Origin of the sequence: Streptomyces sp. Q6, from assembly GCF_036967205.1 — a bacterium.
Classification (GTDB): Bacteria; Actinomycetota; Actinomycetes; order Streptomycetales; family Streptomycetaceae; genus Streptomyces; species Streptomyces citrinus.
Genome location: NZ_CP146022.1, coordinates 2112940 through 2133745 on the forward strand (window position 1 = coordinate 2112940; position 20806 = coordinate 2133745).

The 20806-nt window shown below is 72.7% G+C and carries 19 protein-coding genes and 5 pseudogenes; 14 read left to right on the forward strand and 10 right to left on the reverse strand.

Annotation, left to right across the window (positions count from 1 at the left end; genetic code table 11):
* Positions 1–1283 (forward strand): annotated as a pseudogene (locus V2W30_RS09885) (MFS transporter).
* A gap of 13 nt (positions 1284–1296) precedes the next feature.
* Here V2W30_RS09885 and V2W30_RS09890 read toward each other — a convergent pair.
* Positions 1297–1674: a cupin domain-containing protein gene (locus V2W30_RS09890; protein ID WP_338695424.1), complete on the reverse strand. Its 378-nt coding sequence runs from the start codon at positions 1672–1674 to the stop codon at positions 1297–1299.
* Between the two features lie 137 nt (positions 1675–1811).
* Between V2W30_RS09890 and V2W30_RS09895 the strand changes: the two genes are divergently transcribed.
* The 4 genes and pseudogenes from V2W30_RS09895 to V2W30_RS09910 form a co-directional block, all read left to right on the forward strand.
* Positions 1812–2066 (forward strand): GlsB/YeaQ/YmgE family stress response membrane protein, encoded by a 255-nt coding sequence (locus V2W30_RS09895; RefSeq protein ID WP_338695426.1) that lies wholly within the window; start codon positions 1812–1814, stop codon positions 2064–2066.
* 139 nt (positions 2067–2205) lie between these two features.
* Complete coding sequence (gene fdhA, locus V2W30_RS09900) at positions 2206–3432, forward strand: formaldehyde dehydrogenase, glutathione-independent (RefSeq protein WP_338695427.1); 1227 nt, start codon at positions 2206–2208, stop codon at positions 3430–3432.
* 133 nt (positions 3433–3565) lie between these two features.
* A complete protein-coding gene (locus V2W30_RS09905; RefSeq protein ID WP_338695429.1) occupies positions 3566–4471 on the forward strand; it encodes a pseudouridine-5'-phosphate glycosidase in 906 nt (301 codons plus the stop codon).
* Positions 4468–5370: pseudogene (locus tag V2W30_RS09910) on the forward strand (carbohydrate kinase family protein); the annotation flags it as partial. The gene V2W30_RS09905 and the pseudogene V2W30_RS09910, both read left to right, overlap by 4 nt.
* A 191-nt stretch (positions 5371–5561) precedes the next feature.
* Here the strand turns inward: V2W30_RS09910 and V2W30_RS09915 are convergent.
* Positions 5562–6362 (reverse strand): methyltransferase domain-containing protein, encoded by an 801-nt coding sequence (locus V2W30_RS09915; protein ID WP_338695430.1) that lies wholly within the window; start codon positions 6360–6362, stop codon positions 5562–5564.
* Positions 6363–6629: 267 nt separating this feature from the next.
* Between V2W30_RS09915 and V2W30_RS09920 the strand changes: the two genes are divergently transcribed.
* Positions 6630–7757 (forward strand): magnesium and cobalt transport protein CorA, encoded by a 1128-nt coding sequence (locus V2W30_RS09920; RefSeq protein ID WP_338695431.1) that lies wholly within the window; start codon positions 6630–6632, stop codon positions 7755–7757.
* Between the two features lie 10 nt (positions 7758–7767).
* Here the strand turns inward: V2W30_RS09920 and V2W30_RS09925 are convergent, their stop codons facing one another.
* Together V2W30_RS09925 and V2W30_RS09930 are read right to left on the reverse strand one after the other, a co-directional pair.
* Positions 7768–8187: a CBS domain-containing protein gene (locus V2W30_RS09925; protein WP_338695432.1), complete on the reverse strand. Its 420-nt coding sequence runs from the start codon at positions 8185–8187 to the stop codon at positions 7768–7770.
* A 170-nt stretch (positions 8188–8357) separates the two neighbouring features.
* Positions 8358–8999 carry a uridine kinase gene (locus tag V2W30_RS09930; RefSeq protein ID WP_338695433.1) on the reverse strand — a complete coding sequence of 214 codons (642 nt, stop codon included), beginning with the start codon at positions 8997–8999 and terminating at the stop codon, positions 8358–8360.
* 65 nt (positions 9000–9064) lie between these two features.
* Here V2W30_RS09930 and V2W30_RS09935 point away from each other — a divergent pair.
* Positions 9065–9753: pseudogene (locus V2W30_RS09935) on the forward strand (DUF2293 domain-containing protein).
* A 373-nt stretch (positions 9754–10126) separates the two neighbouring features.
* Positions 10127–10612 carry a DUF1772 domain-containing protein gene (locus V2W30_RS09940; protein ID WP_338695434.1) on the forward strand — a complete coding sequence of 162 codons (486 nt, stop codon included), beginning with the start codon at positions 10127–10129 and terminating at the stop codon, positions 10610–10612.
* A 45-nt stretch (positions 10613–10657) separates the two neighbouring features.
* Here V2W30_RS09940 and V2W30_RS09945 read toward each other — a convergent pair whose 3' ends face one another.
* Positions 10658–10930: a DUF397 domain-containing protein gene (locus tag V2W30_RS09945; protein WP_338695435.1), complete on the reverse strand. Its 273-nt coding sequence runs from the start codon at positions 10928–10930 to the stop codon at positions 10658–10660.
* Positions 10931–11800 (reverse strand): helix-turn-helix transcriptional regulator, encoded by an 870-nt coding sequence (locus tag V2W30_RS09950; RefSeq protein ID WP_338695436.1) that lies wholly within the window; start codon positions 11798–11800, stop codon positions 10931–10933. It abuts the gene before it with no gap.
* 334 nt (positions 11801–12134) lie between these two features.
* Between V2W30_RS09950 and V2W30_RS09955 the strand changes: the two genes are divergently transcribed.
* The 3 genes and pseudogenes from V2W30_RS09955 to V2W30_RS09965 all read left to right on the forward strand — a co-directional run.
* The gene (locus V2W30_RS09955) at positions 12135–12575 is read left to right on the forward strand and encodes an ATP-binding protein (protein ID WP_338703545.1); all 441 of its coding nucleotides are present in this window, start codon (positions 12135–12137) and stop codon (positions 12573–12575) included.
* Positions 12576–12629: 54 nt separating this feature from the next.
* Complete coding sequence (locus V2W30_RS09960; RefSeq protein ID WP_338695437.1) at positions 12630–13061, forward strand: hypothetical protein; 432 nt, start codon at positions 12630–12632, stop codon at positions 13059–13061.
* A gap of 310 nt (positions 13062–13371) precedes the next feature.
* A pseudogene (locus V2W30_RS09965) lies at positions 13372–13927 on the forward strand (hypothetical protein); the annotation flags it as partial.
* Here V2W30_RS09965 and V2W30_RS09970 read toward each other — a convergent pair.
* Positions 13860–14042, reverse strand: coding sequence for a hypothetical protein (locus tag V2W30_RS09970; protein ID WP_338695438.1), 183 nt, complete (start codon positions 14040–14042; stop codon positions 13860–13862). The pseudogene V2W30_RS09965 and the gene V2W30_RS09970 sit on opposite strands and share 68 nt — an antisense overlap.
* Positions 14043–14201: 159 nt before the next feature.
* Positions 14202–14894 (reverse strand): DUF899 domain-containing protein, encoded by a 693-nt coding sequence (locus tag V2W30_RS09975; protein WP_338695439.1) that lies wholly within the window; start codon positions 14892–14894, stop codon positions 14202–14204.
* 569 nt (positions 14895–15463) lie between these two features.
* On the opposite strand from V2W30_RS09975, the gene V2W30_RS09980 reads away from it, so the two are divergent.
* The gene (locus V2W30_RS09980; RefSeq protein ID WP_338695440.1) at positions 15464–16426 is read left to right on the forward strand and encodes an endonuclease/exonuclease/phosphatase family protein; all 963 of its coding nucleotides are present in this window, start codon (positions 15464–15466) and stop codon (positions 16424–16426) included.
* Positions 16427–16625: 199 nt separating this feature from the next.
* Entirely contained in the window at positions 16626–17462 is an 837-nt protein-coding gene (locus V2W30_RS09985) for a serine protease (RefSeq protein WP_338695441.1), read from the forward strand.
* Between the two features lie 12 nt (positions 17463–17474).
* Here V2W30_RS09985 and V2W30_RS09990 read toward each other — a convergent pair.
* Positions 17475–19299: pseudogene (locus V2W30_RS09990) on the reverse strand (FUSC family protein).
* Between the two features lie 137 nt (positions 19300–19436).
* Between V2W30_RS09990 and V2W30_RS09995 the strand changes: the two are divergent.
* Positions 19437–19988: a 2'-5' RNA ligase family protein gene (locus tag V2W30_RS09995; RefSeq protein WP_338695442.1), complete on the forward strand. Its 552-nt coding sequence runs from the start codon at positions 19437–19439 to the stop codon at positions 19986–19988.
* Here the strand turns inward: V2W30_RS09995 and V2W30_RS10000 are convergent.
* Complete coding sequence (locus V2W30_RS10000) at positions 19958–20794, reverse strand: nucleotidyltransferase domain-containing protein (protein ID WP_338695443.1); 837 nt, start codon at positions 20792–20794, stop codon at positions 19958–19960. The two genes, V2W30_RS09995 and V2W30_RS10000, sit on opposite strands and share 31 nt — an antisense overlap.
* Between the last annotated feature and the right edge of the window lie 12 nt (positions 20795–20806).

Here is a 20806-nt window from a genome sequence, read left to right on the forward strand (position 1 = left end):
ATGAGCGCGGGTGACGTGCGTTCCGATCGCGTCGAGGACGCGTCCTGGGAGGCCGGTCGGGTCGAGGCGCTTCAGCGGCGTACGCAGCGGGTGCTGGTCGCCTCGCAGATCCTCGGCGGGCTCGGGACCGCCACGGGGATCGCGCTGGCGGCCGTGCTCGCCAAGAAGGTCAGTGGGGACGAGGCGCTGTCGGGGCTCGCGTCCACGGCGAGCGTCGCCGGGACGGCGATCCTGTCGGTACCACTGGCCGCGCTGATGAACGCGCGGGGGCGGCGGGCCGGGCTCGTGCTCGCCTATCTGATCGGCGCGGTGGGCGCCGTGGTGACCGTGCTGGCCGCCGCGGCCGGGAACTTCGCGCTGCTGCTCGTCGGGCTGGCGGGGTTCGGCGCGGCGTCGTCGGCCAATTTGCAGGCCAGGTACGCGGCGGCCGACCTCGCCGCGCCCGACCGGCGGGCCCGCGCCATCTCCACCGTCGTGTGGGCCACCACGATCGGCGCCGTGCTCGGGCCGAACATCGCCGCGCCCGCCGGCCGGAGCGTCTCCGGCCTCGGCATACCCGACGAGTCCGGGCCGTTCGTCTGGGCGGCCGGGGTGTTCCTGATATCCGCGGTCCTGGTGCACGTACTGCTGCGTCCCGATCCGCTGCTGACGGCGAGGAGTCGGCTCCCGCCGAGGAGCGGTCGCCCGCGGCGCGCTCCCTGCGCGCGGGGTTCGCCGCGGTGTCCGGGTCGCCGCGGGCCCGGCTCGCGCTGGTGACGGTCGCGGTGTCGCACACCGCGATGGTCTCGGTCATGTCGATGACGCCGGTGGATCTCGAACACCACGGCGCGGGCATCGAGTTGATCGGGCTCGTCATCAGCGGACACATCGCCGGGATGTACGCGTTCTCGCCGGTGATGGGGCGTCTCGCCGATCGTTTCGGGCGGCTGACGGTGATCGGCCTCGCGGTGGGGCTGCTGGCCTGTGCGGCGATGCTGGCCGGGACGGCGGGCGGCAGTCACGCGCAGAGCGCCGCCGGCCTGTTCGTCCTCGGGCTCGGCTGGTCGGCGGGGCTCGTCGCGGGCTCCGCGCTGCTCACCGACTCCGTGCCGCAGGCCGCGCGGGCCGCCGCGCAGGGCCTGTCCGATCTGACGACGAGCCTGTCGGCGGGCATCGGCGGCGCCACCGCGGGCCTGGTCGTGGCGACGGCGAGCTACGCGTGGCTGAACCTGGCGGCGGCCTGCCTGCTTGTACCGCTGGGCGCACTGGCCCTGTTCACTCGGCGGCGCACCCAACAGGCTTAGCGGGCAAGGGAGTTCAGCTCAGCGTGATGTGGTAGGCCTTGCGCAGCGTCTCGTGCACGGTCCACGTCGCGCGGTCGCCCTCGCGCAGTACGGCGGCGGTGCCGGGGCCGAGTTGCAGGGTGTCCCCGCCCTCGATCTCGACGGTGGCGCGGCCGCTGACGACCACGAACAGCTCGTTCGCCTCCGTGTCGGTGACGACGCCGGGCGTGATCTGCCAGATGCCGCGCAGCTGCTTGCCGTCGGGCGACTCCCACAGGACCGCGCCGGTGACGACGGGTGCGCCGGAGACGATCTGCGCGGGGTCGAGCGGCTCCGGTTCGAGTACGACGTCCGGGACGTGGACGGCGAAGGAGGCGTCGTCGGGGGCTGCGGTCAGATCGTTCGTGGTCATGGCCGGTCACCCTAGTTGACCTGCGCCTCTGCTCTCACTGGACGGCCCGTAAGGTCCGGGCCCCGCCGACTGGACGGCCCGTCGAGGGGAAGACGGACCGTACATCGCATCGGAGCGGACAAGGAGTTCGTAGGGACATGGAGATCTCCGGCATATTCAGCGCGATCGTGATCGGCATCGTCATCGGCGTGATCGGGCGTCTGGTGCTGCCAGGTCGGCAGCGCATCGGGATTCTGGCGACGATCGTCGTCGGCATCGTGGCGGCCCTGCTCGGCACGGCGATCGCCGCGGGCTTCGACGTGGCCGACACCAAGGGCGTCGACTGGACGGAGTGGCTGATCCAGATCGGCCTCGCGACGTTCGGCGTCGCGCTGCTCGACCGCCGCCGCTGACCCCCACGCCGTTCCCGCTTCAACAACGTGCCCCGGCAGGGCTCCTCAGCGGGCCGTTTCGGTAGCAGACTCCGCCGTGCGCACAGCCGGAACATCCGCCGTTGAACGAGTCATGGAGCCGAAGGGACGGCGATCACGCATGAGCGGAAACAGGGCAGTCGCATACCTCAAGCCGGGTGCGGTCGAGGTCAGGACCATCGACCACCCCACGCTCGAACTGAAGGACGGCCCGGGGGTGGCGGCCGCGAATGTCGGCCGCACGTGCCGGCACGGAGTGATCCTCAAGGTGCTCGCCACCAACATCTGCGGCAGCGACCAGCACATGGTGCGCGGTCGGACGACGGCGCCCGAAGGGCTCGTCCTGGGCCACGAGATCACCGGCGAGATCGTCGAGAGGGGACCGGACGTCGAGTTCCTTGACGTCGGGGACATCGTCTCGGTGCCGTTCAACATCGCCTGCGGGCGCTGCCGCAACTGCAAGGAGCGCAAGACCGGCATCTGCCTGAACGTCAATCCCGCGCGCCCCGGGGCGGCTTACGGCTATGTCGACATGGGCGGCTGGGTCGGCGGGCAGGCCGAGTACGTCATGATCCCCTACGCGGACTTCAACGTGCTGCGGTTCCCGGACGCGGACCAGGCGCGCGAGAAGCTCCTCGACCTGACGATGCTGTCGGACATCTTCCCGACCGGTTTCCACGGCGCGGTGACCGCGGGGACGACCGTCGGCTCGACGGTGTACGTGGCCGGGGCGGGGCCGGTCGGGCTCGCGGCGGCCGCGTCGGCGCAGTTGCTGGGTGCGGCCGTGGTGATCGTCGGGGATCTGAACGCCGAACGGCTCGCACAGGCGCGGAGCTTCGGCTGCGAGACCGTCGATCTGACGCGTGGCACGGTCGAGGACCAGGTCGCCCAGATCCTCGGGGTGCCCGAGGTGGACGCGGCCGTCGACGCGGTCGGCTTCGAGGCCCGCGCGCACGGCCCGGACTCCCCCGAGGCACCCGCGACCGTCCTCAACTCGCTGATGGGCCTCACGGCGGCGGGCGGCGCCCTCGGCATCCCCGGCCTCTACGTCACGGACGATCCGGGCGGCGTCGACCAGGACGCGCGGACCGGGACGCTGAAGGTGCGACTCGGCCTCGGCTGGGCCAAGAGCCACCGGCTCACGACCGGCCAGTGCCCCGTCATGACGTACCACCGGGGTCTGATGATGGCGATCCTGCACGAGCGGGTGCACATCGCGAAGGCCGTCAACGCGACGGTGATCGGTCTGGACGACGCACCGCGCGGTTACGCGGAGTTCGACCAGGGCGCGAGCAGGAAGTACGTCCTCGATCCGCACGGTGCGCTGAGCGGCGTACGGCCTGTGTGAGTCGAGGGATCGCCGGGGGCGGGGCCCACGCGCGCGTGGAGCCCCGATTCCGTCCTTCATGTCGCGTGTTTGAGCGGGGCGCCGGGCCGCCAGTGATGACAGGGACGAGTTCCAACCGGCGGAAGGCGTACGCATGTTGGTCGTGGCGGACGAGGTACGGGAAGCACTCCTGGACGGGCGTCCGGTGGTGGCTCTGGAGTCGACGATCATCGCGCACGGGCTGCCGCGGCCCCGCAATCTGCGGGTCGCGGCGGAGCTGGAGAAGCTCGTACGGTCCGAGGACGCGGTGCCCGCGACGATCGCCGTTCTGGACGGGCACCCGTACGTCGGCCTGGACAAGCAGCAGTTGGAGCGGATCGCGACCGAGGACGGGATCCGCAAGCTGAGCCACCGCGATCTGCCGCTCGCCGCGGCGGCGGGCGCGAGCGGGGCCACCACGGTGTCGGCCACCGCCCTGCTCGCGGAGGCCGCCGGGATCCGGGTGTTCGCCACCGGCGGGCTCGGCGGCGTGCACCGGGGGTGGACGCAGACGCAGGACGAGTCGGCGGACCTGGGGCTGCTCGCGCGGACCCGGATCACAGTGGTGTGCGCCGGGGTCAAGTCGATCCTGGACGTACCGGCGACGCTCCAGCGCCTGGAGACCCTGGGGGTGTCCGTCGCGGGGTTCGGGACGGAGCGCTTCCCCGGGTTCTATCTCGCCGACTCCGGTGAGCCCGTGGACTGGACGCTGCACACGCCCGCCGAGGTGGCACGGGTGATGCGGGCCCAGGACGAGCTGGGCAGCCCGGATTCCGCGCTGATCGTCGCCAACCCCGTACCGGAGGAGGAGCAGCTCGATCCGGCGCTGCACGCGCGCGTGCTGGAGAACGGGCTGCGGGAGTGCGCGGAGCGGAAAATCAGCGGGCAGGCCGTGACGCCGTTCCTGCTGGACTACTTGGCGCGGCACACCGAGGGCGCCTCTCTGGAGGCCAATCTGGCCGCCGTCCGCGGGAACGTGCGGCTCGCGGGGCAGATCGCGGCGGCCCTGGCCGAGGTGTGACGCGCGCGGGCGGCCGGGCGCTGCTCGTGGTCGGCGACGTCGTCACGGATGTCGTCGCGCGGCACCGCGGGCCGTTGGCGGCGGGGACGGACACGGTGGCCGCCATTCGCACGGTGCCGGGCGGGGCGGGCGCCAACGTGGCGTGCTGGGCGGCGTACGCGGGTTGCCGGGACGTCGCGATGCTGGGGCGGGTGGGGGCGGAGTCCGCTCGGTGGCACGAGGACGCGCTCAGGCGGGCCGGGGTGCGGCCGCGGCTCGTCGTGGACGCGCAGGCCCCGACCGGGGCGGTGATCTGCCTGGTGGACGGGGAGGCCGGAGCCGAGCGGACGTTCCTGACGGACAGCGGGGCGAGTCTGCGGATCGGGCCCGAGGACTGGTCGCCCGCCTCGTTGGAGGGGGTGGGGTGGTTGCACCTGTCCGGGTATCTGTTCTTCTCCCCCACGGCGCGGGAGTTGGTGTCGGTCGCGCTGAACGACGCACGCGCGCGCGGGGTGCCGGTGAGCGTGGATCCGGCGTCGGCGGGGTTCCTTCGGGAGAGGGGGACCCAGGCGTTTCTGGCGCTCGCGGACGGGGTGGAGCTGCTGGTGCCGAGCCGGGACGAGGCGGTGCTGCTCAGCGGGGCGGCGGAGGTGGAGGACGCTGCGGCCAAGTTGAGCGGCCGGTTCCCTGTGGTCGTGGTGAAGAACGGGGCGGAGGGGGCTTGTGTGGCGCGGGGTGGAGTGGTGCGGGAGCGGGTGGCGGTGCCGGGGGCCGCGGAGGTGGTGGTGCGGGATTCGACCGGGGCCGGGGACGCGTTCACCGGCGGTCTGCTCGCCGCGCGGCTTCGGGGAGCGGGGTGGCCGGAGGCGGTGGCGGAGGGATGCCGGGCGGGGAGTCACGCCGTGGGGCGGATCGGGGGCGGCCGCCGGAGCGGTGAGGTGGAGGCGGGTCGGCTGTCGAACGCGGGTGCCCGGCGCGGCGGGAGGCCCCCCGGCCCCGACGCGCCTTCCCGGTACGGGGCCTTGGTGAGGGACCGTCGATCGCGCAGTACCCCGCACCTCGGAAAGGCCCGAAAGGCTGCCCGCGCCCCTCGACGTCCCTGGTCGTGCCGTCAGGGCTTGCGGCCCCACGTCGAGATCAGGGGGGCCGTCGCCAGGTCCATCGTGCCCTCGGCCACGTTCGCCAGGTGGCGGTCGATCTCCTCGTTCGTGGCCAGTCCGGCCTCGACCAGGGACCCGCGGATCTGCTCGACCGTCGCCGCTTCCAGGGCCGTGCAGGCGGGGGACGTCAGAGGGAAGTACGCGTCGGCCTCCACCCTCTGCATGCCCGCCTCGCGCAGCAGGCGCGGGAGTTTGCGGCCGTACGAGAGGTCGGCGCCGCGATCGGCGAGCAGGCTGCGGAAGCCGTGCCGCAGCCGGTTGGCCAACTGCTGTTCGGGGCCTGACTCGTCGGGGCAGAGCAGGGGCTGGAGCGCGGGGTCGGCGTCCTCGATCAGCAGCCGGCCGCCGGGGCGCAGGGCGCGGATCATGGACGCCAACGCCCGCTCCCGGTCCGGGACATGGACCAGGACGAGGCGCGCGTGGACCAGGTCGAACCCCTCGACGGGTGGCTCGTCGACGCCCACGTCGTGTCGGCGCACCTCGACGGGCGTGCGGGGCGTGCTGGTCTGCCAGGACGTGTCGATGTCGGTGGCCAGGACCCGGCCGGTCGGGCCGACCTTGCGCGCCAGCCAGTCCACCACCGAGCTCCCGCCGGCGCCGACCTCCCAGCACCGCCACCCGGAACCGATGCCGAGGCGCTCGATGTGCCGGAACGTCGTGGGGTCGAACAGGGTCGAGAGGGCGTTGAAGCGCCGCCCCGCCTCGGCCTGTTGGTTGTCGAGGAGATAGGCGTGGCCACCGGATCGCATCATGGCCCGATCATCCCAGCCCACCTGTCGGATACCGGGCATTTGGGCAGCTCGGGCCCCTCTCGGCGGAAATCGGAAGGGCGGCGGACGCCGGTGAGACGACCGGTGGCACGATGGCCGTACACCCCTCGACATGGAGCGGAATCTTCCGTTCCCACAGGGCTGGACACGATGTCGGCGATCGCTGGCAGACTGGCTCGCCAGGTCACCCCACCGAACGGGGGGACAGTCGGACACGAGTGTGTACGGACGCGGCGCGAGGAGCCGAACATGTCGATGGCGGGCAACCTGCGAAGGGTCGGCAGCCTGCGCAAGGTGGGCGGGCTGCGGAAGGTGGCGCGGCTGGCGCGGCGGCGGCCCCGGGTCGATCTGAGTCACCCGGCGCGCTCTCCGCTCGGGTCGGCGGTGGTGAACTGCGTGACGTACCGCGAGGGCGTGCGGGAGTTGGGCGGACGCGATCTCGTCGAGGCGGTTCGGCGGGTGCGCAAGACCGAGGACGGTTTCGTCTGGCTGGGGCTGCACGAGCCGTCGGAGCTGGAGTTCGCGGATGTCGCCGAGCTGTTCGACCTGCATCCGCTGGCCGTGGAGGACGCGGTCCACGCGCATCAGCGGCCGAAGGTCGAGCGGTACGGGCAGACGCTCTTCGCGGTCCTGAAGACGGTCTGCTACGTCGAGCACACCGAGCTCACCGCGACCAGCGAAGTGGTGGAGACCGGCGAGATCATGGTGTTCGTCGGGCACGACTTCGTGATCACGGTGCGGCACGGGTCGCACGGCTCGCTCGGGCCGGTGCGCGAGCAACTGGAGTCGGAGCCCGAGCAACTGGCCCAGGGCCCGGCGGCAGTGCTGCACGCGATCGCGGACAACGTGGTCGACGACTACCTGACGGTGATCGACGACGTCCAGTCGGACATCGACGAGGTCGAGGCCGACGTGTTCGCGCAGAACGGGGCGCGGGCCGACCCCGGCCGCATCTACCAGCTCAAGCGTGAACTCCTTGAGCTGAAGCGGGCGGTCATGCCACTGGCCCGGCCGATACAGGAACTGTCCGGCCGGCCGTTCCCGGCCGTGCCGCCGCAGATACAGGCGTACTTCCGTGACGTCTCGGACCACCTGCTGCGCGCGTCCGAGCAGATAGCGGCCTTCGACGAACTGCTGAACTCGATCCTGCAAGCGCATCTGGCGCAGGTGACGGTCGCGCAGAACGAGGACATGCGCAAGATCACGGCGTGGGCGGCGATCGTCGCGGTGCCCACGATGGGCTGCGGCGTCTACGGCATGAACTTCGACAACATGCCGGAGCTGCACTGGCGGTTCGGATATCCGCTCGTGCTGTCCGGCATAGCTGTCATCTGTTTCGTCGTCTACCGCGGCTTCAAGCGCAACGGATGGCTGTGAGGGGGCGGGATCACCCCTTGGCGTAGACGCTCTCCACCCACGACGCGATCTGGTCCTCGGACAGATGGGTGGCGAGGTCGGCCTCGCTGATCATGCCGACGAGGCGCTTGTTCTCGATGACCGGGAGACGGCGGATCTGGTGGTCCTGCATCTCGTGCAGGACGGCGTCGACATCGGCGCCCGCGTCGATCCAGCGGGGCGTGCCCCTGGCCATCTCGCCGGCGGTGATCTTGGCCGGGTCGTGGCCCATCGCCACGCAGCCGACGACGATGTCGCGGTCGGTGAGGATGCCGCAGAGCCGCTCGTTCTCGTCGCTGATGGGCAGCGCGCCGACGTTCAGTTCGCGCATCAGCTGGGCGGCGCGGTCGAGGGTCTCGTGGGCGGGGATCCAGCGTGCACCGGGGTGCATGATGTCCGCGGCGGTGGTCATGAGGTGCCTCCCGTCGCCGGGATGAGTGGGGTGGGGGTGGGGGGTGTTCCCGGCGCCGTCCCTCATTCTCGCCGCGGTGTCCGTGGGGCGCATGTCAGCCGTTCCACGCCGGGTGACGGCCTGGGGCGTGGGTCAGCCGTTCCACGCCGGGTGGCGGCATGGGGCGTGGGTCAGCCGTTCCACGCCGGGTGGCGCGGGTCGTCGGCGCGGACGACGACATCCGCGGTGGCGGCGGGGTCGGTCTCGGTGTCGTAGCGGGCGAAGGCGGGGAGCGTCCACTGCTCGCCCTCGGGGGTCCGGCGTCGCAGGGCGCCCGGGGACAGCTGGACGTGGACCGTCAGATCGAAGGGGAACCAGTGATGCAGGAGCAGTGGGCCGTGCAGCAACAGAGGCCCTCCGGGCGGGAGTTGGACGTACGGGCTGCGGGTCGCGCGGTCGGTGGCCGGATCCCACAGGTCGGGCAGGACGCGCCCCGTGCCGTCCGGTTCGAGGGGGCCGAACACCTCGCGCCACAGCGCGCCCGTGTCGAACCAGCTGCCGTAATACGCCTCGACGTCCTGGCGTCCGTACTCGAACCGCAGTGAGGCGGGGCGCAGGAAGCCCTCCGTGCCGACGACCAGCGAGGTGCGGCCGCGCACGCGCAGGGCGTCGGCGACGCGGGCCGCGAGGTCGCCGGGGCGGGCGGCCGGGGCCCCGTCGAAGGCGACCTTGGGCCAGGGGCCGCCGTCGGCCGGCTTCAGGTCGAGCAGGCGCTCGGCGAGGGTGTCGCCGAGCCGTTCCCAGGTGATCGCTTGGAGTCGCACACGGTCCATGATGCCGGGGCGCGCGATGGGCCCGAGGGGGGTGGTCGACCGGGTGGGGCGGGCATGACGTCCGTATGAGCAGCGCCGTCGCCTCGTCCCGTGCCGTCCGTGGTCCGCTCGTCTTCCAGCCGGTCAGACGCAGACGGTGCGTCGCGTGCCGGGTCGGGCCGCTCGCGCTGGTGGCGATCGAGGACGGGCAGCCGCGCTGTATGGACTGCGCGGACCTGGGGCATCTGGTGTATCTGCCGCGCGGCGACACGGCGTTGACCCGGCGGGCCCGTGAGGAGAGCGCGCTGTCGGCGGTCGTGGTGCGGTTCCATCGGCGGCGCGGGCGGTACGAGCGGCAGGGCGTGCTCGTCGAGGAGGCGGCGCTGGCGCGGGCCGAGGCGCGGTGCCTGGCGGACGCGGAGGCGCGGGCGCGGCGGCGGGCTCGGGACGCGGTGCGGAGGGCGGCGCAGGACGAGCGGTTCGTCGCGGCGTTCGCGGCGGAGATCCGGCGACTGTTCCCCGGCTGCCCGGCGGAGCGCGCCGTCGCGATCGCCGGGCACGCGGGGGTGCGGGGCAGTGGGCGGGTGGGGCGGAGCGCGGCGGGACGGGCGCTGACGGAAGGAGCGGTGGTCGCGGCGGTGCGGGCCGCGGTACGACACGTGGACACGCCGTACGACCGGTTGCTGATGGAGGGGTGCCGAGGCGGGAGGCACGGTCGCGGGTGGCGGCGGGCGTCGCGGCCGTGCTGGACGCGTGGCGGTCGGCGGCGTCCTGAGTCGAGGAAGGCTGCGGCAGAAGGTGAACGTTCCGGGGGCGCGGGTCCGGGGGCGGGTCCGGGGGTGGGTCCGGGGGTGGGTCCGGGGGGCGGGTCCGGGGCGCGGTTCCGGGGGGCGCAGTGCCGCTGCGCACGCCCACCTCGCCGCCACACACCTGCCAGGTCATGGTGCCCGCACCCCTACGGGGTCGTGTCCGCACACCTGCCAGGTCATGGTGCCCGCACGCCCTACGGGGTCGTGTCCGTACGCCTACGAGTCGTGGTGTCCGTACGCCTACGGATCGTGACGCGGCAGCGGTGAACTGCTGTCCGGAATGGGCCCGTTGAGGCATGATCCCTTGCAGAGCCAGGGGGCTGAGATGAGGGGGCTGGGATGATCGAGGGACCGTATTTCGTACTCGTCGTGCTCGCGGCGCTGTGGTGCGGTGTCGCGGCGGGGGTCTTCGTCGCGTTCTCCACGTTCGTGATGCGCGGGCTCGGGGCGCTGCCCGCCGCGCGCGGGATCGCGGCGATGAACTCCATCAACGTCGCGGCCGTGAACCCGGCGTTCATGATCGTCTTCATGGGCGCGGCCGTGCTGTGCGCGGTGATCGCCGTGGTGACGTTCGTGCTGTGGCCGGACGAGGGCACGGTGGAACTGCTGCTGGGGTGCGTCCTGTACCTGGTGGGGTCGTTCGGGGTGACGGTCGTGGCGAACATTCCGCGCAACGACGCCCTCGCCAAGCTCGCCGGTGACGAGGAGTCCGAGCGCGCCGCGGCGCAGTGGCGTACGTATCTCAGCGAGTGGGCGAGGTGGAACCACATACGGGGCGGGGCCGCGATCGCCGCCTCGGCGTCGTTCGTGCTGGCGCTGACCTGAGGGTGGGCCGGTGTGCGGCGGCCCACCCCTCACGGTGCGGTGGCGTCAGGACAGCAGGAAGTCCGCCGCTCCCGCCTTGGCCCCCTCGATGAACGCGGTGATCTCCGCCGGGGTGTAGATCAGGGCCGGGCCGTCGGGGTCCGAGGACTGGCGTACGGCGACGCGGCCGTCGGCGAGCTTCATGGCTTCGAGGCAGTTGCCGCCGTTGCCGCCGCTCCACGGCTTGTGCCAGCCGTCCGTGCCGAGTTCGCGCGCCGGCATGCCGTTGTAGATCGGCTCGCCGTCGACGCCTCGTATTCGGTCCTTGATCGAGTCCATTCACAGCTCCTTGCGAAGATCGCGGAGGATCTCCTTTGTGCGTTGCGCCGTCGCGGCATGTGCCGCCATGCGGTCCATGACCTCCAGGTGGGTGGCCACCTCGGGGCGCCCGTCGAGATAGACGGCGCCGGTCAGGTACTCGCTGTAGACCATGTCCGGCAGTTCTGACATGGCAAATCGGAACAGGACGAAGGGTCCGTACGTGCCCGGGTGAGGCCCGGACGCGAACTCCGCGACCTGAAGCGTGACGTTCGGCAGCTCCATCGCTTCGAGCAGCCGGTCGATCTGCGCGCGCATCACGGCCGCGTCGCCGACGGGGCGGCGCAGGGCGGTCTCGTCCATGACGACCCAGAAGCGGGGCGCGTCCTCCCGGGTGAGCAGGGCCTGGCGCCGCATGCGCAGGGCGACGTGCCGGTCGACGACGTCCGGGTCGTCGGCGAGCGCACGGCCTATGGCGCCGGAGGCGAGCACCCCGCGCGCGTACTCCTCGGTCTGGAGCAGGCCGGGAACGAAGTGCGGCTCGTACGTCCTGATGAGCGCGGCGGCGCCTTCCAGGCTCACGTACATCGAGAACCAGCCAGGGAGGATGTCATGGAACCGCTGCCACCAGCCCGGCCTGTTCGCCTCCTCCGCGAGCTGCACGAACGCGTCAGCCTCGTCCTCGGCGACGCCGTAGGACTTCAGGAGCAGCTGGAGGTACGGGATCTTGAGCGCGACCTCGGCGGTCTCCATGCGGCGGACGGTCGCGGCGGTTACACGGAGTACTTTCGCGGCGTCCTCGCGCTTGAGCCCGGCGCCCTCGCGCAGGTCCTGGAGGCGCCGGCCCAGAACGACCTGTCCGACCGTCGGCGCGGACCGCGGTTCGCTCACGACCCCTACCTCCCCGTAGTCGGACCGATGGTCCGGGTGTCCGAATCCAGCCGCGGGAGGAGAACCGGAGAGGGTCGTTCACCGGCCAATTCCCCGCGGTTCGCCCCCAATGGGCGCCGCGCGACGAGCTGTTGCGAGCAGTGTGCCATGTCCGCTCCGCGAGGCACACTGCACTCTGCACTTTTCAGAGTGGCTCTTGCCAAGTGTTCCCGACGGGGCGATAGTGGCAAGCGTGACTCCGTCCGCGCCCTTAGGAACAGAAGCCGGCGAGGCTACGCTCGGTGACCATTCGGGTACTTCGCCCGAGGCCCAGGTCCGCCGCAGCAGCTTCGAACTGGCTCCCCACCCGGGATCCGCCGCACAGGCCCGGCGTATGACGCGTGCCCACCTCAGCGGGTGGGGCGCGTGCGAGGACACCTGCGACGCGGCGGCCCTCGTCGTGTCCGAGCTGGTCACGAACGCGATCGTGCACACCGCGAGCCGCCGCATCCACTGCGAGCTGCACGATCTGCGCGACGCGGCGGGCGAGCGCGTACGGATAGCGGTCCGCGACGAAGGCTGTATCCCCGGTGACACGCGTACGGCGGGCCGGATCGCGCCCGAGGAGGAGCACGGCAGGGGGCTCCTGCTCGTGGCGGCCGTGTCCACCGCGTGGGGAGCGCAGGAGACCGGCCCCGGCCTGGTGGTCTGGGCGGAGCTGCCGCGCGACGCGCAGGCGGTGACGGGCCCGGGGCCCGTGCCCGACGCCTCCGACGGAGCGGGATGGGCCTGGTGAACCTCCGCCCCGGTCGGGCGGACGGAGAACGACGAGCGTGCTGAGCGGGAACGGATGGGCGTGGTGACGACGCGGACGATGCACCTGGACTCGCTGGTCGGACTGGCCCGTCGACGCGTGCCACGCCCGCCCTCCCCCGTGCGTCTCGGGGTGCCCGCGGGGATGACGGCCCCGCTGGGCTGCGACGCCGTCGCGGTGCCCGAGGCGTTCGCCCGCGCCATGACCGCCCGGCTGCCGCGCATGGGGTGCGTGTACGCGGACGAGGCGCACTGGTGGTGGCTGGTCCCGTCGGATTCCGACGTGGCGCTGGAGTGGCCCGCGCCCGCGCGCTACACGGCGGGCGCCGTGGTGCTCGACGCGCGCCGGGCCCCGGATCTCATCCACTGCCCCGACGGCTCGGTCCCCTACACCCCGCCGATCCCGCTGTACCTGGCGCTGTGCCGGGTGACGGGGACGACGCCGGCCTGGTCCACGACCCGCGCCTGAGGCGGCCGCCCCCGGCGCTTCCCTGCGCATCCTCCTGAACCTCTTCGCCGCCGCATCCCGGGGCGCGACCCCGGTTCACCCGGTGGGATCTCGGTCATCATCGCCTCCACGTCGACGTGGTCGGCGTACTCGGCGATGCGGTGGCCGTGGCCGCGCCGGGTGGAGGCGAAGACCCCGCGGGGGTCGTCCGGCCCACCGCACACAGCGGTCGCGCACGTCTCCTCACCTGCGTAGACGAGGGGCGAAGCCGGGAGTGTCCCAGGGGGCGCACTCGTCGTGGCGGCGTTCCTCGAACGCGCGGATGGTGCGCGTCGTACGGGACCTGCCGCGCGGCCTCGACACACTGCTCGCCCGCGCGGTCAGCGGCGGTCACGAAGCTGTCGGGCGGGCGGTGGCAGCGGCTCGGCATCGCATGGGCCGCGTACCGCAGGGGCCGCGTACCGCAAGGGCCGCGTACCGCAGGGGCCGCGTACCGCAAGGGCCGCGTACCGCAAGGGCCGCGTGCCGCAAGGGCCGCATCCTCATCCTCGACGAGCCGACGGCGGCGCTCGACGCACGGGCCGCACGCGAAGTCTTCGAGAAGATGCGGGCGTTGGCGGGCACCGGCCAGACGGTCTGGCTGATCACGCACCGGCCGGCCGGCGCCCGTGCGGCATGCGGATCTCGTGCACGTCCTGGAACAGGGCCGCCCGGTGGAGTCGGGATCGCCGGGGAAACTGCTCGCCTCCGGCGCGCTCTACGCGGAGCTGTACGCGCTCCAGGCCGACCACTTCACCCGGCGGGTGCCCGACGCCGGTCTCACCCCACCGGTTCCGGCGCGGCCTCCCGCACGATCACCAGGAACGCGTCCGTCGCCAGGTCCATGACGACCTCGGCCCGTCGGCCCTCCCTGCGGAGCCGGTTCGCGAACTCCTCGGCGGGCCAGGAGCCGCGAGGCCCGCCGGCCGGGAAGCGTTGCAGTACCACTCGTCCATTGATCATTTTCCGTCCCTGCCCCCGTGATCGTGCTGATGTACCTGCCCGTGCGGCCGATGCCGGTCCGGGCTGTATGAGGGAGAACGCTGACAGGGCGGGTATGGACTCGCAACGTGACGAGAATGACACCGACTTGAGACGAGGTCAGAGCCTGGGGCGCGTTCGTCAGTCGACGTATTCGTCGTGATACCGGACGCGGGCGCTGCCCGCCGGCGCCCCGAGAGACGACGCTCGTCCCTCTGGTTTCTCCCATTCCTCCTGTCGGCCCAGGGCGGTGAGGTCGAGGAGGTTGGCGATGAAGCCGAGGTTGTCGAGGCCGCGGTCGAACGTCGAGTAGGTGTGGAAGATCCGCTCGCCCTCGCGCAGGAAGCAGCTGATGGCGGGACGCTCCTGAAGGGTGCCGTCGTCGGCCCTGACGGTGGCGCCGAAGTCCAGGTTGAACTCGCTGAGGTGCGAGGAGTACCAGGGCACGGTCCAGCCCATGCGGGCCTTGAACGGCAGGATCTTCGTGAACGGGGCGCGGGAGACGGCCGCGAACGCCGTGCCGCGGGCGCGCAGATGGGCCAGGTGCCCGATCTGGTCGAGGAACCCGGAGCAGCTGGTGCAGCCCGCGTCCCACTCCGGGTCGAACATGAAGTGGTAGACGACGAGTTGGGGGCGCCCTTCGAAGAGGTCGTGCAACTCGCTCTTGCCGTCCGGCCCTTCAAAGACGTAGAGCTTGTCGACCTCCACCATCGGCAGCTCGCGCCGCCGGGTGTTCAGGGCGTCGCGCGCACGGGTCGCCGCCTTCTCCAGGGCGAGCAGCTCCTCGCGGGCGGCGCGCCATTCCTCACGCGTGACCACCTTCGGCAGCCCCATGGTTCCTCCTCGGATCGGTTCTCCGAAGGGGTGACCGGGGGTGGCACCGGAACTCATCGCTACCGCCGAAGAATTCTTTCCCACTTCCTTTCCCTCGTGAGATCCGTTCGTGCCTCGTGAGATCCGTTCGTCCCCCGTGAGGTCCGTTCGTCCCCCGTCAGGTCCGTTCGTCCCCCGTCAGGTCCGTTCGTCCCCCGTGAGGTCCGCTTGTCCTCCGTGAGGTCCGCTCAGGTGTCGTACCGCTGGATGCGCCTGCCGTGGCCGCGCTCCACGAGATCCGGCGGCAGCGCGCTCAACTCCGCTGCCACGGACGGCACATCGACGGTCGGTGACGTCGGCGATGACGCCGTCGTGTACGACGAGCGCGGTGTCGGGCCTGAAGTACAGCCCGTTGGCGCCGCGCAGCGGCCGGGTCGGGGCGGCACCGCGTACGCCCGTCTCCGTACGTCCGCGTCCGCCGCCGCGGGGACCCGCGCCGCACATCCACCCCGCCCTCTGTCCCGTCGGCGGAGCCGCTGGCACTCTGGCGCCCCCGGCCCGCCCGGGCCGGCCCGAGGACGGAGCGCACCATGCTCGTCGGCACCTGGAACCTGGAGAACCTCTACCGCCCCGGCAGCCCCTACGGTCCCCGTGACAAGGCGGCGTACGAGGCGAAGCTGGCGGCGCTGGCCGCGACCGTCGACCGGTTGCGGCCCACGCTGCTCGGCATCCAGGAGGTCGGCGACCCGGCGGCGCTCGACGACCTGGTGGGGATGCTGGACGGGCGCTACCACGTGCGGCTCTCGGCGTTCCCCGACGAGCGGGGCATCCGGGTCGGCTTCCTCAGCGACATCGTCGTGAACGTCGTCGAGGACACGCCCGCGTTCCCGGGCGCCCTGCGCCCGGTGCAGGTCGACGACAGCGGCCGGACGACGGAACGCGCCGGGCGTGGTGTGCTCGCGGTGAACTTCTCGACGCGGGCGACCTGGCTGACGGCCGTCGTCTGCCACCTCAAGTCGAAGCTCCTCAGCTATCCGGGCGGTCGGTTCGCCCCGCGCGACGAGGGCGAGCGCGCCCGGTACGCGGCCTACGCGCTCCAGCGCCGCGCGGCGGAGGCGGCGGGGGTGCGGGCGATCGCCGATCCCCTGATCGGCGAGGACGGCCGGCGCGAACGGCTCGTCGTGCTCGGCGACTTCAACGACGAGCCGCACGCCGCGACCACCCAGATCCTCCAGGGCCCGCCGGGTTCGGAGATCGGTACGCCGGGCTTCGACCGCCCGGACAAGGGCGACGCGGCGCGGCTGTGGAACGTGGCTCCGCTCATCCCGGAGGAGCAGCGCTACTCGCGCGTGTACGCGGGCCGCCGCGAGCTGATCGACCATGTCTTCGTCACGCACGCGCTGGTGGGCCGCGTCTCGCGGGCCGGCACCGGCGTCCCGCACGAGGCGGCGGCGGAGCTGCACCCGATCGCGTCGGTCGGCGACGACCCGGCCGAGCGCAGGGACGCGGCGGGCTCGGACCACGCGCCGGTGTGGATCGACCTGATGCCCTGAACCGGGTGGCTGATCCAAGGCCGATCCACGGCCGTTCGACGGCTTGTCAACGGCTTGTCAACGGCTGATCGATGGCTGAACCGGGTGGCTTCTCTCTGTTCGCTCAGTGCGCCCTGTTGTCCGCTGAGCCGTACAGCCTCACAATGCTCATGCCAAACAGGCGACAGGCAACGTGAGAAACGTGAGAGAGGCCCCCCACATGAAGAAGTCTCTCGTCGGCGCGCTCTTCGGCGTCGTCCTCTTAGGAGCAACGGCCGCACCGGCAACGGCGGTTGACGCTCCCTCGGCGAACGTGCGGGCCAAGGCGGTGAACTTCGCCGGAACGGTAGCGCTCAGCAACTGCTCCGGCTCGGTCGTCCGCGTCCCCGCCTCGCAGTCCACCGATCCGGCCCTGGTCATGTCCAACGGCCACTGCCTGGAGTCCGGTTTCCCGGGCCCCGGCGAGGTCGTGGTCGACCAGCCCTCGACGCGTACGTTCAGCCTCCTCAACTCTGCGGGCAGCAAGGTCGCGACGCTGCGGGCGAGCAAGGTGGCGTACGGCACGATGACCGACACGGACGTCTCGCTGTACGAACTGACCAGCACGTACGCGCAGATCGAGAGCGCGTACGGGATCAAGGCCCTGGAGCTGTCGGCCGCCCACCCGGTCAAGGGCACGGCGATCAGCGTGGTGTCCGGCTACTGGAAGCGGATCTACAACTGCTCGATCGACGGGTTCGCGTACCGCCTCAAGGAGGGCGACTGGACCTGGAAGGACTCGGTCCGCTACACCTCCGCCTGCAAGACGATCGGCGGCACGTCCGGCTCCCCGGTCGTCGACCAGGCGACCGGAAAGGTCGTCGCGGTCAACAACACCGGGAACGAGAGCGGCGAGCGGTGCACGGACAACAACCCGTGCGAGGTCGACGAGAACGGCACCGTGACCGTCCGCGAGGGCATCAACTACGCGCAGCAGACGTACGGGATCGTGCCGTGCGTCGGGATCGGCAACAAGATCGACCTGTCGGCGGCAGGGTGCGCGCTGCCGAAGCCGTGACCTGAAGGGCGGTCAGGCGGCCAGTTCCGCGAGCAGCACGCCGATCCGTTCGGCGTGCTGTTCCGGCACCCGCCCGGTGTCGTCGACCTGCACGGCGCACGCGGTGGTCGTGTCGACGAGGCTCTCCAGGACGACGGTGACGTGCCGGGACCCGTCGGAACGGCGCGCGAGCACGGGCAGTTCGGCGGCGGCCAGGTCCACGGCGGCCCGCGCCTCGGCGAGCGTGCGGTACGCCTCGCGCCGCAGCGCCCACCGCCCCGCCGGGTCGGCCACCCCGTCGGCGTCCTCGCGCAGCACATGCCGTACGTAGGCCTGGGCGGCCTCGCGGGCGACGGCGAGCCGCACCCGTACACCGCCTCCGCCGTGCGCGCCCGGCCACGGCAGATGTCCGGCGACCAGCACGATGGCGCAGGCGAGGAGCGTCTCGGTGATCCGGCTCCAGGAGGCCTGCGGTTCGCCGCCGACCATGACGAGGGACAGCACGAGCACGGTGATCACGGCGGTCTGCGCGGCGAAGTGCCGGGTGGCGACGGGGATCAACGCCCCGCACAGCGCCACGAGCGCGACGAGCCCGAAGGGCCTGGACAGCAGCGCGGCGAGCCCGGCGAAGGCGGCGGCGCCCGCGACGGTGCCCGCGGCCCGGCACAGGACGCGGGAGGCGAGCGGCCCGAGGTCGGGCTTGACGAGGAACACGGCGGTGGCGGGCAGCCAGTACCAGTGTCCGGGGTGCAACGCCTGGGCGACCGCGGCGCCGGCCCCGAAGCTCAGGCCGACACGGGCGCCGTACTCGCGCCCCGCGGGACCGAGCGCCCGGCGCAGCGAAGCCGTCGCGGGGACCCGCCGCCGCGCGGGAGCCCGTACGTCACCGCCGTCGAACGCCTCGGCGGCCCGCAGCAGCGCCTCGTCCAGGGCGCGCAGCCCGCGTCGGCGCGGACGGGCGCGGGCAGCGGTCCCGACGGCTCCCCGGAGCGTACGGCGGCGGCGAGGCGCCGCGGCCCTCGGCGACGCGTTCCGGCAGGGTCTTCCCGGCCCAGGCCAGCGCGGTGGCGGCCTCGGCGAGCGGCAGCGCGGCGACGTACAGCGCGCGCAGCCGCCGGGTCGCGGCGGCCCCGCCGCGCAGGGCGTCCTGGGCCTGGTCGAGCGCGGCGGTCAGGGCGGCGCGGCGGGCCCTGGCGTGGGGTCCGCCGACGGCGTCGAGCAGTCCGGCGACAGCGTCGTACACGGCGGCGACGGCGACGCGTTCACCGTCGTAGAGATAGTCGAGGCGCTTGGCGCCGAGCCCCTTCCTGCGAGTCGTACGGGTACGGGTACGGCCGACGGGTGAGGGCAGGACGAGGCGGAGCACGATCAGCCAGCCGCCGCCCGCGGCGAACAGCAGCGCCCGCTGCCACCCGGCCTCCGGCAACGGCATCCCGGCCCCGACGGCGACGGTCACCAGGAACTGCGTCCCCGCCGCCGACGCGACGGGCCCGACGGCGCTGAACGCGCCCCCGATCATGCCGAGCACGGCGAAGACCCCGACGACGGCGATCCCGCTCCCCGCCATCCCGCTCCCGGCGAGCCCGCTGCCGATCAGCATCCCCAGCGCCCCGGCGAGCGCGGGCCCGCCCAGCCGGGTGACGGCGGCCCAGCGCGGCCCCGGCCGGTCGTTCACCCCGGCGAGCATCGCCCCGAGCGCGAGCAGGACTCCGCACGACGCCCGCCCGGCGCCGACCGCGACGAGCAGCAGCGGACCGGCGGCGAGGACGCCGCGCACGACGGCGGGCCAGGGGACGGGGGCGCGCTGGGCGCGCAGGGCGTGACCGAGCCAGGGCGGAAGCGAGTGGAGGCGGCTCATGGGGAGGTGCGAACTCCTGTCGGGCGGTGTCGGGGTGGTGCTGGACGACATCGGCCAACCTGAACTTCTGCTCCCACCGTAAAGGGAGGTGTGGAAGGGAACGAAACGCCCAGGTTTCCGCAATGTGACACTTGACCGTGACCACGCCCCGAGAAGACCCGCCGGCCGACGACGGCTGGCCGGACGCCCCCGGCGACACGGCGCTGACGATCCACGTCCCCGAGGCGGACCACCTGGTCCGCACGGGGTCCCGCGCCCATGTGACGCTGCTCTATCCGTTCCTGCCGCTGTCCGAGATCGACGACCGGACGGAGCGCGCGCTCCGCGACCTCTTCGCGGCGGCCCCGCCCCTGACGCTCACGTTCTCGGGCGCGGAGCTGCGCCGCTGGCCCGGCGTCCTCTATCTCTCCCCGTCCCCCGCGGACCCGCTGCGCGCGCTCACGAAGGCCCTGCGGGAACGCTGGCCGCGGGCGGTGCCGTACCGGGGGATCTTCGGCGACGAGGGGCTCGACCCGCATCTGACGCTGGTGGCGGGTCCGGGTACGGACGACGTCCCGGACTGCGACTTCACCCCGCACCTCCCCCTGTCGACGACGGTCGACACGGTCCGTCTGATCGTCACGGACGGCCGGGGCACGGGCTGGCGCGACGCCCGCGCCTACCCGCTGGCGCCGTCGCCGTCGCCCTGACGGCCGTCGTTCGCGCGGTCGTTCACCGCCTCGCTCACGGCCCGGTCCACGGCCCGCCCGCACAGGTCCCGCGCGCGATCGGCCAGCTCATCGAGCGGCAGGCCAGGATCGGCGAGCAGCGCGTCGACCTCCCGCAGCCCGGCCCGCTCCAGCAGCCGCTTCTCGTTGGTCACCCACTCCCCGCGCGCGGCGAGCACGGCGTGCCCGGCGCACATCGCGGCGACGGCGACGGCCCCGAGGACCTCGGCCCGCCCGCCGAGCGGCGCGTTCCCGGCGCGGGCGTACCCCAGGGTGGCGGCGCCCCTCCCCCACCACACGTCGGGCGCGGCCTCGCGCAGCGCGGCCGGATACCCGTCGGGCCGCGGGACGGTGCCGCGCAGCACCCGGTTGACCGCGAGTTCGGCGACGACGAGGTACGAGGGGATGCCGGCGAGGTGGAACATCAGGGGCTCCCAGTGGAACCGCCCGGCGCGGGCCTGCGCGAGTTCGTGCTCGACGACGTCGAGATCCCGGTAGTGCACGTCGACGCGCCGCCCGTCGACGACGAGCCAGGCCCCGCCGTTGAACACGCCTCCGCCCCACCCGCCGATCTCGGAGAACTCCCCCTCCCACCCCACGTCCCGAAGGTCGCGGGGCGCGAACTCCCCTTCGCTCCCCCGGTAGTACACGGCGGTGTCCCAGTCACTGGCGTCGGTGTGGGTGCCCTGGGCGCGTGAGCCGCCGAGGGAGACGGCGCGGACCCCGGGGAGGGCGGCGAGGCGGTCGGCGAGGTGGTCGAGGAAGCGGGCGTCGGTCAGCTCGGACATGTCCCTCACGCT

What these genes read in the sequence shown, in the direction of transcription:
- V2W30_RS09895 (WP_338695426.1), top strand. Translation starts at nt 1,812, where the DNA reads ATGGAGATCTCCGGCATATTCAGCGCGATCGTGATCGGCATCGTCATC.
- V2W30_RS09920 (WP_338695431.1), top strand. Translation starts at nt 6,630, where the DNA reads ATGTCGATGGCGGGCAACCTGCGAAGGGTCGGCAGCCTGCGCAAGGTG.
- V2W30_RS09960 (WP_338695437.1), top strand. Translation starts at nt 12,630, where the DNA reads ATGGGCGTGGTGACGACGCGGACGATGCACCTGGACTCGCTGGTCGGA.
- V2W30_RS09940 (WP_338695434.1), top strand. Translation starts at nt 10,127, where the DNA reads ATGATCGAGGGACCGTATTTCGTACTCGTCGTGCTCGCGGCGCTGTGG.
- V2W30_RS09905 (WP_338695429.1), top strand. Translation starts at nt 3,566, where the DNA reads ATGTTGGTCGTGGCGGACGAGGTACGGGAAGCACTCCTGGACGGGCGT.
- V2W30_RS09945 (WP_338695435.1), bottom strand. Translation starts at nt 10,930, where the DNA reads ATGGACTCGATCAAGGACCGAATACGAGGCGTCGACGGCGAGCCGATC.
- V2W30_RS09915 (WP_338695430.1), bottom strand. Translation starts at nt 6,362, where the DNA reads ATGATGCGATCCGGTGGCCACGCCTATCTCCTCGACAACCAACAGGCC.
- V2W30_RS09925 (WP_338695432.1), bottom strand. Translation starts at nt 8,187, where the DNA reads ATGACCACCGCCGCGGACATCATGCACCCCGGTGCACGCTGGATCCCC.
- V2W30_RS09985 (WP_338695441.1), top strand. Translation starts at nt 16,626, where the DNA reads ATGAAGAAGTCTCTCGTCGGCGCGCTCTTCGGCGTCGTCCTCTTAGGA.
- fdhA (WP_338695427.1), top strand. Translation starts at nt 2,206, where the DNA reads ATGAGCGGAAACAGGGCAGTCGCATACCTCAAGCCGGGTGCGGTCGAG.
- V2W30_RS09980 (WP_338695440.1), top strand. Translation starts at nt 15,464, where the DNA reads ATGCTCGTCGGCACCTGGAACCTGGAGAACCTCTACCGCCCCGGCAGC.
- V2W30_RS09930 (WP_338695433.1), bottom strand. Translation starts at nt 8,999, where the DNA reads ATGGACCGTGTGCGACTCCAAGCGATCACCTGGGAACGGCTCGGCGAC.
- V2W30_RS09970 (WP_338695438.1), bottom strand. Translation starts at nt 14,042, where the DNA reads ATGATCAATGGACGAGTGGTACTGCAACGCTTCCCGGCCGGCGGGCCT.
- V2W30_RS10000 (WP_338695443.1), bottom strand. Translation starts at nt 20,794, where the DNA reads ATGTCCGAGCTGACCGACGCCCGCTTCCTCGACCACCTCGCCGACCGC.
- V2W30_RS09975 (WP_338695439.1), bottom strand. Translation starts at nt 14,894, where the DNA reads ATGGGGCTGCCGAAGGTGGTCACGCGTGAGGAATGGCGCGCCGCCCGC.
- V2W30_RS09890 (WP_338695424.1), bottom strand. Translation starts at nt 1,674, where the DNA reads ATGACCACGAACGATCTGACCGCAGCCCCCGACGACGCCTCCTTCGCC.